This window comes from Photorhabdus tasmaniensis (genome assembly GCF_011189505.1).
GTDB classification, from domain to species: Bacteria; Pseudomonadota; Gammaproteobacteria; order Enterobacterales; family Enterobacteriaceae; genus Photorhabdus; species Photorhabdus tasmaniensis.
Genome location: NZ_PUJU01000036.1, coordinates 19,690 through 39,997, shown reverse-complemented (window position 1 = coordinate 39,997; position 20,308 = coordinate 19,690). Strand labels below are relative to the sequence as shown.

The following is a 20,308-nucleotide window of genomic DNA, read 5'->3' as shown; positions in this document are numbered from 1 at the left end:
TTAACTTATTTAATTTTATTAAAACGATTTCGTGTAAGCTGGCTAAAGGAGAAAAATGAATGAATAGGTTGCACTCAACTCTGCAACATGATGTATCAGAAAAAGAACATACTGAGAAATCAAATTTTGTAGGTATTTTTGGGGCTATATTTTTCGGTGCTATTGTGCTGACAGGAACTGACGCTATTGCGGCAGAAGAAAAGAACACAAAAAGCGCCCAAAAAGGAAATACCAAGGCATTATCATCGGAAGAAGATGTATTAGTGGTAACTGGAGAGAAAGTTAACCGCTCTATTTATGATAGTGGTTCAAGCGTCGAGGTTTATAATCTTCGCAAATTGAAATCTATTCCTAATCCTGATGTTAACACGTTGCTGCAAATGACGCCGAACGTTGTTGATAATGGTATTAGTAATGCTCTTCCCGCTGTTCGCGGTGTTGATGGTTCGGGCCCTTCACAGGGGGGAATGGCTTTCATTAGTGGGACGCGTCCCAGAATCAACGTCTCTATTGATGGGCGTTCGTTTACCTATAATGAATTAGCTTTCGGCACGCAATCTTTGTGGGATATAGAGAGTGTCGAGGTATTTCGTGATCCACAAAGTTATATTCAGGGAAGGAACGCAATTGCAGGCGCGGTGATCATTAAATCACTCGATCCTACCTTTTATTGGGAAAGCGCAATCAAAAGTGGGTTCGCTAATCAGGGCTATCAGCAAGTTGCGGCTATGGCTTCCGGACCTTTGATTGACGAGCAACTGGCCTTCCGTCTTAGTGTCGATCGCCAAAATCGCGATAGCTTTGCTAACCTGGTTTCTTATGATCCTGTTGGCGATCCGCACAAAATTGAATCAACAACGGTCCGTGCGAAGCTGCTATTTGAACCACTGTCCATTCCTGAGTTATCCACCAAATTAACGGTTAACCATCTTGATAGTCGGGCTCCTCAGAACGAAGCATACAATCCAAGGGATACGCTTAATTTAAGGCATGAGCTGTTCAGGCCAGTGGTAGAGCGAAAAACGACCAGCGGGATCTGGGATATTTCATGGGCTTTGTCAGATACGATGAGTCTGGAAAATAAATTAATTTATACCGATCTGGCTTATCACAGATTAACCTCGTCTAAAATTCCAAAAGCTGATACTGATGGCAAAGAGTTAGAAGTTGAACCTATTATCCGTTTTCAAGGGTTTGATAATCGGCTGAATGGTTTGGTGGGTGTGCGTTATTTCCATGGTAAACAGGATGAATCCATTAATCTTTTCGGAGGCAGCAAGTTTGATGATAAAACAGAAACAGCCTCTGCCTATACTGTTTTGACCTACACGGTTGTTCCTGAGATTGATGTGACTTTATCAAGCCGCTTTGAGCGTGAACACAGAACACGTAAAGGGGGAAGTGAAAGTGTAGCAATCGATTTTGATAAAACCTATAACGCTTTTCTGCCTAAAATTGATGTCGCCTGGAAACCGCAGAAAGATCAAACTGTCGGGGTAGCTGTTGGTAGAGGTTATAACGCAGGGGGGGCGGGAGTGACCTTTGGCAAGCCTGTCATTAGTTATACCTACAATCCTGAATATGTCTGGAACTACAGCCTTTATACACGTAACAGCCTGCTGGATGGTAAACTGGAACTCACCTCCAATCTTTTCTATAACGATTATAAGGACATGCAGTTACCTTACTATCTGTCACTTGATTCAACCATGATCCGTAATGCTAAGAAGGTTGAAACGTATGGCGCAGAAATCGGTGCCCGTTGGTTGCCGGTCGAAAAACTTGAGCTAAACGCTAATATTGGCTTGCTGAAAACGAAGATTAAAAGCTTTGCGGAGAGTGGTGTTCAGGGTAATGAATTACCTCGGGCACCGGGATATACCGCAAACCTCTTGGCTAAATATTTACTGACAGAAGATATTGATGTTAGCGGCAATGTTATGTTCTCAGATACTTATTACTCTCAGTATGACAATTCTGCCCGTGGAAAAATCCCCGCATATTGGATAGCTAACCTTCAACTTGGTTATAACTTCACATGGGGACGCGCCACCATATTTGCTCAGAATCTGTTTGACTCTGATAAACGTTTATTAGTTCCGGATAATAACGTTAATTCGATAATTTATCAGCGTCCGAGAATGATTGGTGCAACGTTTGAACTAAAGTTTTAAGGCAATTAATCAACGGCTTGGAACAATAACTCAATAAGTAACCGGACAGTGGTGTAAAACTTATTCTACCCGACAAAAATATGGAGGGTGGTTGTATGAGTGGGATCACATCCTCTGTCCGGAAAATGGCAAAAGATTAGTATGTAGATATAGCCCTGCGTTGACTGGAGAAGTGGGAATATGGCAAGAGAGTTTAAGCGGATACTGACAGATGATGAAGCGCTGCTTTTGGATGAAGTATTCAGTGCCCATGCTGATGGTCATTCATCTTCGGAAACCCAAGAAACTGAAAAGGATTTAACTGAATTTGAAGAGATGATGTGGCTTCATCATCAACAGGATCCTGATGCTTCCGGTCAGTTTGCCTGTGCCTGGTCATTGACAGGAAATATCAACATAGGCCAGCTTATCAGGGCATTAGAGCTTCTTACTAAAGAGATAGTTGGAATTCATGTTAGGTATCGTTTTGATGATGAAGGCGATTTGCGTAAATATTGCGATCCAACAGCGGATTCTCCTATCGAAATTTATCAGATTCAGTCTGATGAAGAAGCGATAAATAGGCTACTTAAGGATCAGTGCAGACCTATCGAGCTTGATGAACATCCACCCGTCAAATTCATGTTGTTTATGAATGGCAAGTGTGGGGTTATTTTGGGTATGATTGTGCATCATATTCTGAGAAATAGCGTGTCATGGCCGCAGATGCTTACCCGGCTTTCTGATGTCTATAATAATGGTTTGAAGACTATCGGATTTGGCAAGGAAGATGTATTTCGCAAGGCAATTCCGGCTAAATGGTTATCATGTGAGTCTGGAAAGATTGGTATTCCCTGGCTCTATAAATCCGATACCGCCAGGGGCGTGCTAATTAAAGAAACGGGTAAAACCAGTTACCTTGATGATGCTCTTCATCATCGTCTTGTGGGCAGATATCGTACTACAATCAATGTTGATGCACTTGCTCCATTTTTGCCTGTGGAGAACACCGCATATTCAGCATTGGCAACAGTAACGGCATTATTTGGTTACTATATTGCAATGATAGGCTCTCATTTGGAGGTGAATGTCAGTGTATCGTGCGACTCAGAATATACCCACGATGAACTCAACAGCCCATTTTTCTACTCAGAATTAATGTTGTTGCGTGTGTGCCGGGATGACAAAAGCCTGGATAAAATAATTGCCGATATTGAAAGGCAGATAGAAAGCGGCAAGCTACAAATTGGCAATGAGGTAGAGTTCGGACCTGACAGCCCACATATTCTTGTGACTTGGCTTAATCAGCCCCAGTCATCACTCAGGTTGAATGATGCAATGGTTGAATTATTACCCATTCCACCGTTGAACGCGCATTTTGATATCTCGCTGGCAGCTGGAAATATAAATGATGGGCAATGGTTTCTTGAATTAATCACGGGCCCGTCAGTATCCGCACATATTGGCGCATTTTTGTTAGAAGGTTTTTGTACCTTTATTCATGAACAAGATGTCACTATTGTGCCAAAACTTACGTCTGTTTTTTCGCTTCCAACGAAGAAAAAACATCAAGATATCAGTGGTACAGCACTTATTCTCGCCAAACAGCCAAAAGAACATGAGGCAACTGACAAAAGCGATAGCCATCGTAAAATAGCCAATATTATTCTGAATGAATTCAGGCAAGCGCTCTCCTCACCGGAAATGACAGTCAATGATGACTTTTTCGATCTTGGCGGGCATTCACTCATTGCCACCCGGGTGATAGGCAGATTACTGAGCTTACATAATATAGAGATCCATATTAACCATCTCTTTAGTTATCCGACTGCGTTGAAACTTGCCGAATATGCACAATGTCATGAACCTATTGATGAAAACAAAGATGAATTGAGCGAAGAACAATCCGAAAAAGATATTTCGGTTGTCGCACCTTTATCCCTTGCGCAAAAATCTCTATGGAAAGCGTATGCGGCATTTGATTTCAACGATATCTTCAACTTACCTTTTATTTTAAAATTTTCGGCAATTATTAATGAGCAGGTACTTAAGCAAGCTTTTTTTGATGTACTGCAAAGACATTCTGTATTGCGTAGCCTATTTTATGAGGAAGAGGGCGAAATCTATCAACGTGTCGTTCCAATGAAGGATTTATCGGGCTATCAGTGGTTTTGGGGTTCTCATGAATATGGTCTCCTCTCCTCAGAAGAAATATTAAAAAAAGAGGGGAAATATCTGTTTGATCTCGCTGAGGAATTGCCTTTGCGCATTAAATTTGTCACCGATAACGTCTCAGGACAGCAGTTTTTATCCATGTTATTTCATCATGTGGTACTGGATGAGTGGTCTGTTACCTTGCTGATGGAAGAGCTGAAACATGCCTATAAATACAGGTTGATAAATGAGACGCTAACATGGCAAGAGCAACCTTTACCATTCCTTCAATATGCAGTCAGGCAAAATAATGAGGGAATGAATCAGTCTCATCTTGATTATTGGGTTAATAATTTACGGGGCGCGCCAAGCGGAGAACCCATTTTCAAAAATGCAGCCAGCGAGTTATCTGGGCAGGCGAATTCCTGTGAAGGCATTGAGTTTGAGATTGAAAAAGTGGTGGCTCAGGGCTTGCAGTCACTTGCTAGAAAAAATGGCGCTTCATTCTTTAATATTCTTTACGCCAGTATTGTTGCATCGCTCAATTTACTGGGGGCAACCGATGATCTTATTGTAGGAACATCGGCTTCAGGGCGTGATGATGCGAGCTTCTTTGACACTGTTGGTTATTTTACTACGGTTGTGATGCACAGGGTTCGCTTTACTGAACAGATGACATTTACTGATCTGATCACTCAGGTTAAGAACAACATCAATGACTCGTTGCCTTATACCGATATCCCTATTGATCTGATTGAAGAAGCCTTATCAGGCCATGCAGATCAAGGAAAAGATCATTTGTTTGAGGTATATATTCAGTTGCACGCGAAAAATAGCTTGAGCGGTGAGTTCCATATGTTGGATGGAAGCCAGATTGCATTTCAACAGATGGTGTTGGAAAAGCAGGAATCGCTGTTGGGGCTGCACTTTGAAATTATGGAAGAAGTGATCGCAGGTGAAGAAACGGTACGTGTTTTATTTAATTATCGTTCAGATCGTTATAGTGCGGCTCAAATCGCTCAAATATCAGAGACGATCAATGGCATTTTGGGGCTGTTTGCAAAAACACAGGATAGCAATATACCGCTTAGGGCTGTCTTGCCAAGGTTATCTGAGCACATAGATAACCGTTGAATACCAAGGTTTCTATTCAACACTGAATAATCCTCTTGCAGTCTGCATTGATATGAATATTGATGCAGACTGATTAATAACGTTTTTGTGAGAAAATTGATGACAACGTCAGCGTTAACACCGGATAACCAACGTGTTTTATCACCTTGTCGCTTGAGTGTGGAAGAATTGCGCCTGGGTTACGGTGAACATGTTGTCTGTGATGAACTGAATCTGCGTATCCCTGATGGTCGTTTTACCGTGATTATTGGTCCTAATGGCTGCGGCAAATCCACGCTGTTGAGAAGTTTATGTCGTCTGCTGCGCCCGGAATATGGCAGGGTTTGCCTTGATGGCCATGATATCCACACTATACCAACACGCGCTTTGGCCCGTCAGCTGGGATTATTGCCGCAAAGTGTGCAGGCTCCTCAGGGGATCAAAGTGGTTGATTTAGTCGCGCGCGGGCGTTTTCCCCACCAGCGGTTATTACGTCAATGGAGTCATGAGGATTATGAAGCGGTGCGCCAGGCAATGGATGCGACCGGAGTGACCCAGCTTGCTGAATGCGTTGTTGACGAACTTTCAGGTGGGCAGCGCCAACGGGTTTGGGTTGCTATGGTACTGGCTCAACAAACGCCATTGTTACTGCTTGATGAACCAACAACTTATCTTGATATTGCGCATCAAATTGAGTTGCTTGAGTTATTTTGCCGCCTTAATCAAGGATCCGGATATACGCTTATCGCTGTGCTTCATGATTTGAATCAGGCTTGCCGGTATGCAGATCATTTGATTGTGATGGCGGGGGGACGGATTGTGGTGGAAGGGGCGCCTGGTGAGATCATGACGACAACATTAGTCTCTGAGGTTTTTGGACTCGATTGTGTTATTATTGATGATCCCGTCAGCCATACTCCCTTAATTATTCCGCAGGGACGGCGTTTTACCGAGGGATAGCGATGGTTTTTAAACGTATTTATTGATAATTGTATTGATAATTATTAATATTCAAATAATATGAATATCGTTGGGCTATGCCTGATAAACTCAATTAACAATTTTTAAGATCAGGCAGAATAACAGGATGATGCGAAATGGAATCTCCACATGGAATAAGGGAGAAATGTTTTAAACATATACATTTTTATAAAGTTAAATCATATCAAAATTTTATTATTGGCAATTTAAATCGTCATTTTATTTATAGTAAGTGATGCAAAGTTATGTCGAGGCAAGAATTCCATTTTCGTGATTACACGATTAACAGATAGAGGTAAAACTTGTGCCAGATCTATATAGAGATACTTTGCTGACTGGTTTTAATGATCTTAATAATAAGGATTTTCTGTTTCTTTCATCCAGTAAAAGTCTGTTAGCACAGGGGCAATATGCGATTGTGTCAAAGCCACTTGATGATGCAGCAAACCCTGATAGCCTGATTCAGCAAGAAATACGTCAATTATTCCAGCAAGCGAAGAGCGATGGGATTGAAAACCCTGTTCTGGTGGGTGCAATTCCATTCGATAAACAGCAAAATGCGGCACTTTTTGTCCCTGAACAATGCAATTGGTTCCAAAGAAAGCAGTTTCCCTCGCTTATTTCCAATTCAATCTATACAGAAAAAAGACGCATCCAGTGGCCTGATAAAGCACACTTTAGTCAGATGGTGAACACTGCGATTGCTGCAATGCGCAATCATACATTAGACAAAGTTGTTCTTTCGCGGTTACTCGATATCGAAACCCATCAGCCATTAGATTCAATTCAATTATTACGGCATCTCAATCAGCAAAATAGTTGGTGTTATAACTTCCATGTTCCGTTGGAAAATGGGGCATTGATTGGTGCCAGCCCAGAATTATTAGTGCGTAAACAGGGCAATACTCTCTTTTCACAGCCGCTGGCAGGCTCTGCAAAGCGCAGTGAAAACCAGCAAGACGATTACAAATTACGCCAGGCGCTTATTCAGTCCGTCAAAGATAATTATGAGCATCGGTTGGTGACCGATATGATGAGAAACGTACTTGAAAGCCGTTGTCAAAAACTACATATCTCTGAAATGCCTTCCACCATCAGCACGCCTGTACTTTGGCACCTTGCCACCGATATTGAGGGAGAGTTAAAGGCACCACAGGAAAATGCACTTTCTGTTGCTTGCCTGCTTCATCCTACTCCGGCCCTCTGTGGCACACCGTATCAAACCGCGAAAAACCTAATTGAGGAATTAGAGCCGTTTAAACGAAACCTCTTTGGCGGCATTGTGGGGTGGTGTGACGCGAAAGGGGACGGCGAATGGGTGGTGACTATTCGCTGTGGTGAAGTGAATGGTTCACGGGTAAGGCTGTTTGCGGGAGCTGGCATTGTGCCTGATTCGAAACCAGAGTCAGAGTGGCAGGAAACAGAGGTTAAGTTTTCAACGATGATGCGTGCATTCGAGTTTTCACAGGAGGCATGTCCAGCATGATAGTTGAATTTAATCGTTGGCCGAAAGCGCTGGAACAGCGCTATCGTCAGTGTGGTTATTGGATAGATCTCCCGCTTAGTGACATTTTGACCCGTCAGTCAAACAACGGGCAAATTGCGCTTATCTGTGGAGATCGTCAGTTCAGCTATGCTGAACTTAACCTGCTGGTGGATAGTTTGGCCGCAGCATTACAACGACAAGGTGTTAAACGAGGACAAACCGCCTTAGTTCAATTGGGGAATGAGGCTGAGTTTTATATTGTTTTCTTTGCCTTATTACGGCTTGGGGTAGTTCCGGTTAACGCTATATTTAGCCATCAGCGCAGTGAACTGTGTGCTTATGCTGATCAGATTAACCCCGCATTGTTGATTGCCGATCGCAACCATTCCTTGTTTAGCGACGACAATTTTATTGATGAACTCAGAGCCCGTACACCGTCTTTGTGTCACGTTGTCTTACGTGGTGATAATGACAGTATTCTGGATTTTGAGACGCGATTGGTAGAAGATGCGGATGATTTTATCGCTAATCCCACACCGGCTGATGAAGTAGCATTTTTCCAATTGTCGGGGGGGAGTACAGGGACACCTAAACTTATTCCCCGAACGCATAATGATTATTACTACAGTATTCGCGCCAGTGCGGAAATTTGCCAGTTTAATGCTGAAACTCGCTATTTATGTGCACTTCCTGCTGCGCATAACTTTCCTATGAGCTCACCGGGGGCATTGGGGGCGTTTTACAGCGGAGGGCAGGTCATTTTAGCGAATAACCCCAGTGCTGATTGCTGTTTTCCGCTTATCCAGCAACATCAAGTGAATGTTACTGCATTGATACCGCCAGCAGTCAGTGTATGGCTTGAAGCGATAGCACTAAGTGGTAACTGTGACGCACTAAAAAGCTTGCGATTGCTACAGGTCGGAGGGGCAAGGTTAAGCGAGAGCCTGGCAAGACGTATTCCAAAAGAGATGGAGTGCCAGTTACAACAAGTTTTCGGTATGGCTGAAGGATTAGTGAACTATACCCGGCTGGACGATGACGAACAGCATATTTTTACGACGCAAGGTTGTCCGACCAGTCAGGATGATGAAGTTTGGGTTGCTGATAACGATGGCAATCCTGTTCCTCCAGGCGTCGCTGGCCGATTGATGACTCAGGGGCCTTATACTTTCCGCGGATATTACCGCAGTCCACAGCATAATCAGCAGTGTTTTGATAGTAATGGATTCTACTGTTCTGGGGATCTCGTCATCATGGCACCTGATGGTTATTTACAAGTCGTGGGGCGTGAAAAAGATCAAATCAATCGCGGTGGGGAAAAAATTGCGGCTGAGGAAATTGAGAATCTGTTGCTTCGGCACCCAGATGTCGTTTACGCCGCGCTTGTTGCTATTCCTGATTCGCTAATGGGTGAAAAAAGCTGTGCTTTTGTCGTATTACGAAAACCGATAAAAGCCGTAGTCCTACGGCGTTATCTGCGTGAGCAGGGAATAGCAGATTATAAATTGCCTGACCGGTTTGAACCTGTTCCCTCACTGCCGATAACCCCTATCGGAAAAATAGACAAACAACAATTACGTCAACTTGCTAAACAATTTGTTCAGCCATCACTCGTTGGAGAAAGAAATGAGCATTCCTAAACTTAATAGTTATGATTTACCTGTGGCAGAAGGACTTCCGACAAACAAGGTCAATTGGTCGTTGGATAAAAATCGGGCTGCGTTATTAATTCATGATATGCAAAATTACTTTCTTAACTTCTGGGAAGAAAATAGTCCATTAATTGATCAAGTCGTGACTAATATTGCCAGGCTGATAGAAATCTGCCGGGAAAATGGAATACCGGTATTTTATTCCGCTCAACCCAACCAGCAGAGTGATGAGGAGAGGGCGCTGTTAAATGATATGTGGGGACCAGGGCTGAATTGCCACCCTGAACTGCAAAAAATTACAGAGGCGCTCGCACCGCAGGCTGGTGATATTGTCATGGATAAATGGCGATATAGCGCATTTCAGCGTACTGATTTTGAGCAACAGCTCAAAATAGCTGGGCGTGATCAACTTATTATCTGCGGTGTTTATGCACATATTGGCTGTCTAATGACAGCGACTGATGCGTTCATGCGTGATATACAGCCCTTTATGGTTGCGGATGCTTTAGCCGATTTCAGTTATGAAGAACATATGATGGCGCTTAAATATACCGCTGGGCGCTGTGGGCGTGTAGAGACTACTGAGCAGCTTCTTGTTGCCTTAGATGTAAAACAAGCGCAATGGAATAAAACCCGCCTCAAAGAGCTATTACTGCCTTTATTAGATGAAGATTGCGGCGATATTGGTGATGATGAGAACTTGCTCGATTATGGGCTGGATTCTATACGCATTATGTCTCTCATTTCCCATTGGCGGCAGCAAGGATATGAAATGGATTTTATTTCGCTAATGAAAAATCCAACAATAAATGGTTGGATGGCATTATTCACTGAGCGTCAGGGAGCTTGAAATGAGTATTGCGCTTGATTTTAGCGATAAAGTTGTCTGGGTAACGGGTGCTGGTAGCGGTATTGGTTATCAGACGGCTTACCGTTTTCAACAAGCGGGCGCGAAGGTGATTGGGTTTGACATCACGTTCCCTGAGGGGGATTTGCCTTTTACGCCGTATTTGCTTGATATCAGTGATCCTATTGCCGTTTCGCGCTGTTGTGAACAACTTCTTGCACAACAGCCGCAACTTGATGTGCTGGTCAATGGTGCAGGAATATTACGCCTTGGCGCGATTGAGGAGACAACGTTTGAAGATTGGCAACAGTGCTTGTCTGTCAATGCGGGAGGGGCATTCAATCTATTTCAGGCGACTATTCCCCAGTTTCAACGCCAAAAGGCGGGGGTAATTGTCACTATTGCATCAAATGCGGCTCATGTTCCTCGTGTTGGCATGTCGGCCTATTGCGCATCTAAAGCTGCGCTGCGTAGTCTCTGCCTGAGTGTTGGGTTGGAATTAGCACCTTATGGCGTTCGTTGTAATCTTATTTCACCAGGATCGACAGATACGCCAATGCAGCGTGGTATGTGGCAAACAGAAGCGTCTAAACAGCAAGTCATTCAGGGGTTTCCTGAGCTGTTCAAACTTGGAATTCCACTTGGGAAGATCGCGACGCCAGCAGAAATTGCTGATGCGGTCTTGTTTATGGCCTCTGATCTCGCAAGCCATATTACGTTACAAGATATTGTCATTGATGGTGGTGCAACGCTTGGTGCTTAATCGCCTGTTATGATGAATAAAACGCTGTATTAGAGATTGCTGGAAATGAAAATATCTTTTTCATTTCCAGCACTTGAAATCTTCAATACAGACTTAAGTTTTCGGGAGCAATTCATCAGGGCCGGATCTTACTTTTTATGTGAATCTACCTATGACAATAAATTTAAAATCTGAAAATATTTTAAATAAAATAGAAGAATGACTGGAATAAATGCTGCTTAAATTATGTAAAATAATATTTTAATATTCTTTTTTAGTTTTAATAAACTTATCAATAGCTTATGCAGACTCGTTAAAGTCTTTCAGCATATCTGGCTTTCCCTTAAAAAACCTCTAGCCGGAAGTATACAGGCCAGCCAGCTTTTCTTCGCCGCTTTTCAAGGCTTAAATCCTGCCAGATTAACTATTTTATCCGTTTTTTCATTGCGTTATTTTTAGGGTTTTCTCCGTAAAATAAGCAGTGAGAAAGCGCTTTAATACCTATCTGTTCGGATAATATTATTTTACGTGCGGATTTCTTTTCAACTCGCGATTAATGGTTGATGGTTTTCGATTAAATGCGATTAATTCTCCTTATAAAAATTTTTATTTATTGAGTTGAATTGAATTTTTCATTGATATAAAGCTTTAATACTTCTGTCTTCACGCTTTTAAATAATTATGGTAGGTTAGGTAAATATAAAATAAGCGAAGTATAGAATCGCTGATAAATGAATTAAATATAGCAGGGTAAATAAAGTTGGATCCCGCCATGAAAAATACCCCTTGCTTTTTTCCCGGATAATCGCCCTCTTTTTCAGGGCTTAAATCCTGCCAAATTAATCGTTTTATCCGCTTTTTCATTGCGTTATTTTTAAGGTTTTCTCCGTAAAATAACCGGCGAGAAAGCGCTTTAATACCTATGATGTAAAGTCTTTAATACTGCTGTATTCACGTTTTTAAATGATTATGGTAAGTTAGGTAAATGTAAAATAAGCGGAATATAGAATCGCTGATAAATGAATTAAATATAGCTAGGGTAAAAAACGTGGGATCCCGCCATGAAAAATACCTCTTGATTTTTCCCGGATAATCACTTCATTTTCAAGGCTTAAATCCTGCCAGATTAACTGTTTTATCCGCTTTTTCATTGCGTTATTTTTAAGGTTTTCTCCGTAAAATAACCGATGAGAAAGCGCTTTAATACCTGTGATATAAAGTCTTTAATACTGCTGCATTCACGTTTTTAAATTATTATGGTAGATTAGTTAAATGTAAAATAAGCGTAATATAGAATAGCTGATAAACGAATTAAATATAGCAGGGTAAACAACGTGGGAAGAAATACCCCTTGCTTTTTTCCCTGATAATCACTCCCTTTTCAAGGCTTAAATCCTGCCAGATTAACTTTTTTATCCGTTTTTTAATTGCGTTATTTTTAGGGTTTTCTCCGTAAAATAACCGGCGAGAAAGAGCTTTAATACTTATCTGTTTGGATGATATTATTTTACGTGCGGGTTCTTTTCAACTTGCGATTAATGGTTGATGGTTTTCGATTAAATGCGATTAATTCTCCTTATGAAAAGTTACATTTATTGAGTTAAATTAGCCTTGATATAAAATCCTTAATACTTCTATATTCTTGCTTTTAAATGAGGCAAGCTAGGTAAATGTAAAATAAGCCGAGTATAAAATCGCCGATAAATAAATTAAACATGGCAGGATAAACAACGTGGGATCCTGCCATGGTGCCTTCATTTTGGTGATGGCTTTTTATGCGAATCTAGGTCCGCTATTGTTTGTTATAACGAAACTCAGGTGAGAGTTTACTGATTCCAAGTCCATTAATTTTTTTAACCTTTATCTGTACCGGAATTCGTTCTTTCATGGCTTCGACGTGGCTGATGACGCCAATGGTTTTCCCGGAAGCATTCAGATGATCCAGAGCGTCAAGAGCAATATCGAGGGTTTCCGGATCAAGTGTGCCAAAGCCTTCATCCAGGAACAGTGAATCAATACAGGTTTTATTGCTGACTAAATCAGACAAAGCTAAAGCCAGAGCGAGGCTGACCAGAAAACTTTCGCCACCGGAAAGCGTTTTGGTATCACGAATGGCATCGGCTTGCCAGGTATCAACAACTTGCAGTTCAAGGCCATCATTGTTTTTGCGTTGTAAATAATAGCGTCCGTGAAGTTTTCTCAGCCGTTTATCGGCAAGATGAACCAGATGATCCAATGTTAGTCCTTGAGCAAAACGGCGGAATTTAGCGCCATCTGCGGAGCCAATCAGATTATTTAGGTAACTCCAGTCATCATAATTTTGCTGGCAATAGCTGATTTCTGCCAGCAAGGATTTTTGCTGTTGACGGCGAATTGCGTCATTACCGAGCAGGTTTCTCAATTCTCCTTGTTGTAAGGTATTTCTTTTCAGTTCATCAGTGATGTTTGCCAACTGTTCAGTCAGTTGTGATTTTGTATATTGGGCAAGCAATTCAGGGCGATTTTTCCGGTGTTGTTGCAGGGCCTCTTCTGCTTTCTGATATAAAGCTTGGGCTTGTATCTGCTGTTGCCCAAGTTGTTCTTTGAGTTGTTGCAGCTCTCTACGTTGCTCTTGTGATAACAGTGCTGCTTCAAAGGTACTTTGATCGGCAAATGGGCTTTTTGCTAACGCAGAATTGAAATTCTGTTCTGCCTGCTGCTTTTGTTGTTCAGCCTGGCTGCTGTTTTTTTCTGCCTCATGAATGGCACCAGTAAGCAGGCTGATACTGGATTGTGCCTGTTGCAGAGATGACAGTACCTGTTGGTACTCTTCTTCCAACCGCTGAGATTGTTGCTGTAATGCCTGAGCCACTTTCGCAACCGACTGTTCACCAAATAGTTTTTGGCGCTGTTGTTGCGTATCGGCAAGTTGCTGTTTCTGTTGCTGCTCTTTTTGATTAAATACGTTTAAATGGGATGTGTATTCTTCTTTTTGTTTACTCAATGATTCAAGCTGATTTTGAATAACAGCTTGTTCTTTTTGGATTTGTTGCCAGTTTTCACGGCAGTTTTGATATACCTGCCACTCATTTCTACGTTGTTGCAGCCAGTTTTCAGTATCATTCAGGATTGGCAGTGATAAATTATATTCCTGTAATTCAGAACTCATTTTTTCGATAACATCAGCCAGCTTACTTTGCTGTTGCTGTATCTCTGGTTGCAGTTCATACCGGTGTTTTGTTAGGGCATTGTATTGTTGTTTATTCAGCTCAATGCTTTGCTCAATTTTTTTAATCTGTTCTGTATGTACTGTTAGCGCTTTTTCTGTTTTTTGATGCTCTTTTTCTGCCAGTTCAAATTCGGCTAATTGGGTTAGGCAAAGCTGATAAGCCGATTGGTTCTGCTGCACAAATATTTCAAGTGACGGTTTATCTGAAGGAGAGATTTCAGTTTGTAATGTTTTGCAAGTTTGCTGCCATTGTTGAATTAATGAATTCAATTTTGGTTCAGCGTCAGTAATTTCTTGCAAGATATGGTTGTATTGTTGCTGTTGGAACTCTTTTTTATTAATTAACGATATTCTGGTCGCTTGCAGTTCTTCAAATTGCTGACGTAAATCTTTTAGCCGTTGCTCTGATTTTGGCAATTCAATCTTTTGATAAGCCTGAATAGCCGGATGATGTTCAGAGCCGCAAAGTGGACAAGGCGCGCCTTCTTTGAGTTGCGCCCGCTCTTTTTCCAGACTGACAATCTTTTGTTCTAACTGAATACGTTGAGCAAGATCGGTTAAATGTTGCTGTTTGTCTGAGAGTTGTTTATCAATAGTTCCAATTTGAACCGGAAGTTCCTGTAATAATTTTTCCGGTTGCTGTAAGCGAATATGATTACTGGCAATAGTGGCTTGTAATTGCAGGATTTGTGGGGACAATATTTCCAGTTTATGTTGCAGTGTCAGTTGTTCCTGAGATTTAGTTAATTGTTTTTGTAATTTCTCCGGCGAATATTGCTTTTGCAGATTAAAAAATTGCTGCTCTGCCTGTTCAAATGCCAGTTTCAGTGGTTGGTTATGTTCAATCTGTTGTTTTAAGATTGCTTCTTGTTTATGCAGGCCATTGTTGAGCTGTGCGATTTCGATAGTGAGTTTGTCAATTTTTTGAGTTTGGTGATCAATCTGTTGTTGCTGATCTTGCCACCAAGAGAATTTCTGTTGCCAGAAAGCAATTTTTTCACCGAAATATTGATGATGGGGTTGTTGTTCGAAATGGTTTTCCAGTTGTTTTCTTTGACTATTCAATGACAGAGCGTGCTGGTTTGCCATGTCATATTGCTGACAACGGTTTTCAAGTGCTGTTTTCTGTTCACTGATTTGTTGCTGAGTAAAATTCAGATCTTTGATCTGACCATCAATTTGATGATCCAATGGGATCACCTGTTCTGATATCAGTTTTTCTTGTTGTTGCCGGTGTTGTTGATGTGTTTCTCTGGCAGAGCCTGCATTAGTCACTTTTTGTTGCATTGGTGTGAGTGTCTGCTGCTGCTGTTGAAGTTGCTGGCGCATCTCTTCCAACTGTTTACTGATTTTCTGATGCTCATTTTGAGTGCGATTTTTGTCATCCAGCAATGGGCGAAGTATTTCTGCGGGTTCACTGCTAGCCAGTTTTTGCAGTTGTGGTTCTGCGTGGGTAAGTGCTGTTTCTGCTTGTTGTAAAGCCGCATGATTTTCAGTCGCGAATTGCTGGAGCTCTTCTTCACGAATCAGCCATTGTTCCGAATGTTGCCGTGTTTTTATCTGCTGATTTAGTTGCGATTCAGCCTGGGTGAGTTGCTGCTGTTGTTCCAGATATTGTTGATGCTGTTCTTCCGTTAGCAAATCAATGGTGGATGCCTTGGCTTGCAGAATATCCAGCTCTGACTGTGCTTCTTTATGTTGTTGGTAAATTTGCTGGGATAAAATACCGTAAATTTCAGTACCGGTTAATTCTTCCAATAAATCAGCCCGTTCATTTGCTTTAGCATTGAGGAAAGCGGCGAAGTCGCCTTGGGATAACAACATGGATTTAGTGAAACGGCCATAATCCAATCCGGTAATTTCAGTGACTTTCTCTTCCTTATCCTGAATTTTATCCGCCAGGATTTTGCCATCCTCTTTGCGTGCGAGTTCGACTTTGGGCGTTTGCAGGTTGCCGTCAGGTTGATTACGTGCTCGTCGTTGGCTCCAGAAAGCGCGATAGGCGATACCTCTCACTTCAAACTCAACCTCAGCCAGTGATTCTGCTGTGTGGCGGGTCATCAGTTCATTTTGTGAGGCAGAAATCGTCGTCAGGCGTGGTGTTTTGTGATAAAGCGCAAGACAGATAGCATCTAGCAAGCTGGTTTTACCCGCCCCGGTAGGGCCGGTTATGGCGAACAGACCATTGCTGGCGAACGGCTCTGTTGTGAAATCAATTTTCCATTCACCTTGTAATGAATTAATGTTTTTCAGCCGCAGACTCAGAATTTTCATGCCTGTTCCTCCTTGTTTTTATCCTGATAGATAGTATTCAGTGTTTGTTCGAAAAGGGTAGTCAGACGTTTTTTGTGTTCTTCATCTTTAAGTTCTGATTGTTCAAGCCGCCGGGTAAAAACCTCGTTAACGCTGAGTTCTGTCAGGGTTTCTCTGTTTTCTTGTGCTAGCCTGTTTTGCCGCTGTGTTTTACTACGCCGCAGCAGAATGACTTCGACAGGAAGTTTTGCAACCAGCAACTGAATTCTTTTCTGGATATCATGGAGGTAATCTTGTGTGGCAACTTCAATATCTAACCAGACGGGGTGCTCGCCTTTATAGTCATTAAGCGTTTGTAACTGTTGCTCAATTTGTTGCAGATCACCCCTGATAAGCTGCATGGGCTGATATTGAGGAATGGGTAAAAGTTTAATGGATCCCAGTTTGTCTTGGGTGAATTCTACCAAACAGACACTTTTTTCCTGCCCGACTTCATCAAAACTCAGTGGTATGGGGGAACCGCTATAACGGATATGTTCAGATTTGGCGACGATTTGCGGCCGGTGAATATGCCCAAGTGCAATATAGTCTGCCGGTGGGAAAGCTTGCGCTGGGAAGGCATCAAGTGTACCAATATAAATATCCCGGACTGAATCTGTGGCAGTGACGCCAACGGTGGTAAGATGCCCGGTGGCAATGACAGGTAAGGGCAAATCCAGCTCATTACGTAATTTACATGCTTGCTGATAGAGTTGATGATAGTGTTCTGCAATTGCTTCCTGTAACGCCAGTTGTTTTTGTTCTCCTGATTGGCCTGGCTGGCTGGTCATAATATCTCTTGGCCGCAGAAAAGGAATTGCGCAGAGGATGGCGCCAGCTTTACCTGCCCTGGTGTTAAGTGTTTTTATCTGTTTTTGTAGATCTTCGTCAGCATTCGCAATGACGGTGGTATTCAGGCAGGAAAGCAATTCCTTTGATTCATTCAACGTTGCCACGGAATCATGATTACCACCAAGGATAATTAACTGACAGCCAGTAGGTTGCAGTTCAACAACAAAGCGATTATATAGTTCACGGGCGTAACTGGGCGGCGAGCCGGTATCAAATACATCTCCGGCAACAATTAATGCATCGACCTGGTAATCCTCAACCTGTTTAATCAGCCAACGCAGAAAATGTTGATGTTCAGCAGCCCGGCTTTTTGTAAAAAAATATTGACCAAGATGCCAGTCCGAAGTGTGAATAATACGCATAGTGCCACCGCAATGGGTTAAAGTGAATGATGATTATAATAGCTATATTCTGAATGTCGCCTTTAAATCTGGCTTCGTGAATATATCTTCGAGCCGCTTCGCATTCATGATGAAATATGACAATTGTTAAATTAATTGTTGCGAAACAGATTGCAGGTGGAGGATAACCAAGGCAGGATTTCATAAATCTGTCATAAATCTGACGCATAATGCCTTTAAAACTCAATCGCGTTTATCTCAATATTTAACAGGATTAACCATGACAAGACGTATTCTGGTCGTTGAAGATGAAGCTCCGATTCGTGAGATGGTCTGTTTTGTGCTGGAAAAAAATGGCTATCAGCCGGTAGAGGCAGAAGATTATGACTCTGCGCTGGCATGTTTATCTGAACCCTATCCTGATTTGGTGTTATTGGATTGGATGATCCCTGGTGGTTCTGGTTTGCAGATAATCAAGCAAATGAAACGGGATAATAATGTCCGTGATATTCCGGTGATGATGTTGACGGCACGTGGTGAAGAGGAAGATCGGGTTCGTGGCCTTGAAGTTGGGGCTGATGACTATATAACCAAGCCTTTCTCGCCTAAAGAGCTGGTTGCCAGAGTTAAAGCGGTATTGCGGCGTATTTCACCTATGGTGATGGAAGATATCATTGAAATGGATGGTTTGGTTTTGGATGCCACTTCTCATCGTGTGACCAGCCAGGATCTGGCGCTGGATATGGGGCCGACTGAATTTAAGTTACTTCATTTCTTTATGACTCATCCTGAACGGGTCTACAGCCGTGAACAGTTGCTCAATTATGTTTGGGGAGCAAATGTTTATGTTGAAGACAGAACTGTTGATGTACATATTCGCCGTTTACGTAAAGTATTAGAGATTGGTGGTCATGATAAAATGGTGCAGACCGTTCGTGGGACTGGTTATCGTTTTTCTACCCGTTACTGAGTTTGCGCACCGGAGAACCTGATGTGTTAGAACGTTTATCCTGGAAAAAACTGGTTTCAGAACTGTTTCTTTTTGGTTTGCCTGCATTAGTTTTGTCGATATTTATTGGTCATTTATCCTGGTGTTTGTTTGCTTCGGTATTTTTGGCGCTGATATGGCATGGCTATAATTTGCTGAAACTTTCGGATTGGTTATGGTTAGATCGCAGTATGCTGCCACCGTCGGGAAGAGGAGGATGGGAGCCGATTTTTTACGGTATTCACCAAATGCAGCAACGGAACCGGAAACGGCGCCGTGAACTGGCGCTGTTGATCAAACGGTTTCGTAGTGGCGCTGAATTATTGCCGGATGCCATTGTTATGATGACAACTGAGGGTAATATTTTCTGGTGTAACCGTTTGGCCCAGCATTTACTGGGTTTTCGTTGGCCTGAGGACAATGGGCAGCCTATTTTTAATTTACTGCGTTATCCTGATTTTAATCGGTATATGCTTGCCAGGGATTTTGCACGTCCGTTATCAATAGAATTAAATAATGGTTTCACTGTTGAGTTTCGGGTTATGCCTTACTCTGGAGAGCAACTATTAATGGTTGCCAGAGATGTGACGCAGAAACGGGCCTTGGAAAATGCCCGCCGTGACTTTTTTGCGAATGTCAGCCATGAAATGCGTACCCCTTTAACTGTATTGCAGGGTTATTTGGAAGTCATGCAGGATCAGGAGGTGTCTGGCTCGCTGAGTAATAAAGCGCTGAATACGATGCAGGAGCAAACCCGGAGGATGGATAGTCTGGTGAAGCAGTTATTGCAGCTTTCTAAAATCGAAGCTGCTCCTCAGATTGATATGAATGAAATAGTTGATGTGCCTCTGATGCTTAAGGTATTGCGTCAGGAAGCCGCTGCGCTTGGTAATGAATGCTATAAAATTAATTTTGATATTGGTGAAAAACTGAAGGTTTTCGGCAATGAAGAGCAGCTTCGTAGTGCAATGTCGAATCTGGTTTATAACGCGGTGAATCATACCCCGAAAGGTACTCAGATTGATGTCAGTTGGAAAAAGAACTCCCACGGTGCCGAGTTTACCGTGAAAGATAATGGACCAGGTATCAGTGCAGAACATTTACCCCGTTTGACCGAACGTTTCTATCGGGTAGATAAAGCCCGTTCCAGGCAAACGGGGGGAAGCGGCCTCGGTCTTGCTATTGTTAAGCATGCTTTACATCACCACCATTCCCACCTTGAAATCTCCAGTGAAGTAGGTCAAGGAACAACTTTTAATTTTACTTTACCGTCAGGATTGATTGTACCGGCTAGAATAACCAGTAAAAGAGATAAGGATAGTTTGATTAAAAGTAATAATTAATCTTCGTAATTAATTATTAGTGTTGCAGGTTAAAAAAAACACAAATCATATAGTGTGTATTCAATGATAGCTAACAGCAATCACTGGTTTTGAAAAAGAGTGCAGTATATGACTCTGCATTCTGGTTTATCTATTGCCTTCTGGCACTATAAAAGT

The 20,308-nt window shown here is 42.2% G+C and carries 11 protein-coding genes; 9 read left to right on the top strand and 2 right to left on the bottom strand.

Features of this window, described 5'->3' with window-relative positions:
- Positions 1-59: 59 nt before the first annotated feature.
- The 7 genes from C5471_RS15805 to dhbA all read left to right on the top strand — a co-directional run bounded on the left by C5471_RS15805 (position 60) and on the right by dhbA (position 11,149).
- Positions 60-2,174 (top strand): TonB-dependent receptor, encoded by a 2,115-nt coding sequence (locus tag C5471_RS15805; RefSeq protein ID WP_133815422.1) that lies wholly within the window; start codon positions 60-62, stop codon positions 2,172-2,174.
- Positions 2,175-2,354: 180 nt separating this feature from the next.
- Positions 2,355-5,441, top strand: coding sequence for a condensation domain-containing protein (locus C5471_RS15800; protein ID WP_133815421.1), 3,087 nt, complete (start codon positions 2,355-2,357; stop codon positions 5,439-5,441).
- Between the two features lie 99 nt (positions 5,442-5,540).
- Positions 5,541-6,380 (top strand): ABC transporter ATP-binding protein, encoded by an 840-nt coding sequence (locus C5471_RS15795; protein WP_133815420.1) that lies wholly within the window; start codon positions 5,541-5,543, stop codon positions 6,378-6,380.
- Between the two features lie 325 nt (positions 6,381-6,705).
- Entirely contained in the window at positions 6,706-7,887 is a 1,182-nt protein-coding gene (locus tag C5471_RS15790; RefSeq protein WP_133815419.1) for an isochorismate synthase, read from the top strand.
- On the top strand, positions 7,884-9,527 hold the full coding sequence (locus C5471_RS15785; RefSeq protein ID WP_133815418.1) for a (2,3-dihydroxybenzoyl)adenylate synthase: 1,644 nt from the start codon (positions 7,884-7,886) through the stop codon (positions 9,525-9,527). The genes C5471_RS15790 and C5471_RS15785 overlap by 4 nt, the downstream gene beginning before the upstream one ends.
- Positions 9,514-10,389, top strand: coding sequence for an isochorismatase (locus C5471_RS15780; RefSeq protein ID WP_133815417.1), 876 nt, complete (start codon positions 9,514-9,516; stop codon positions 10,387-10,389). The genes C5471_RS15785 and C5471_RS15780 overlap by 14 nt, the downstream gene beginning before the upstream one ends.
- Before the next feature lies 1 nt (position 10,390).
- Positions 10,391-11,149: a 2,3-dihydro-2,3-dihydroxybenzoate dehydrogenase gene (gene dhbA, locus C5471_RS15775; RefSeq protein ID WP_133815416.1), complete on the top strand. Its 759-nt coding sequence runs from the start codon at positions 10,391-10,393 to the stop codon at positions 11,147-11,149.
- Positions 11,150-12,920: 1,771 nt separating this feature from the next.
- On the opposite strand, the gene C5471_RS15770 is transcribed toward dhbA, so the two are convergent.
- Together C5471_RS15770 and sbcD are read right to left on the bottom strand one after the other, a co-directional pair.
- Positions 12,921-16,610 (bottom strand): AAA family ATPase, encoded by a 3,690-nt coding sequence (locus C5471_RS15770; protein WP_166296104.1) that lies wholly within the window; start codon positions 16,608-16,610, stop codon positions 12,921-12,923.
- Positions 16,607-17,842 (bottom strand): exonuclease subunit SbcD, encoded by a 1,236-nt coding sequence (gene sbcD, locus C5471_RS15765; RefSeq protein WP_133815415.1) that lies wholly within the window; start codon positions 17,840-17,842, stop codon positions 16,607-16,609. The genes C5471_RS15770 and sbcD overlap by 4 nt, the downstream gene beginning before the upstream one ends.
- A gap of 259 nt (positions 17,843-18,101) precedes the next feature.
- Between sbcD and phoB the strand changes: the two genes are divergently transcribed.
- A complete protein-coding gene (phoB, locus tag C5471_RS15760; RefSeq protein ID WP_133815414.1) occupies positions 18,102-18,791 on the top strand; it encodes a phosphate regulon transcriptional regulator PhoB in 690 nt (229 codons plus the stop codon).
- Positions 18,792-18,814: 23 nt separating this feature from the next.
- Positions 18,815-20,152: a phosphate regulon sensor histidine kinase PhoR gene (phoR, locus tag C5471_RS15755; RefSeq protein ID WP_133815413.1), complete on the top strand. Its 1,338-nt coding sequence runs from the start codon at positions 18,815-18,817 to the stop codon at positions 20,150-20,152.
- The last annotated feature ends 156 nt before the right edge of the window (positions 20,153-20,308 follow it).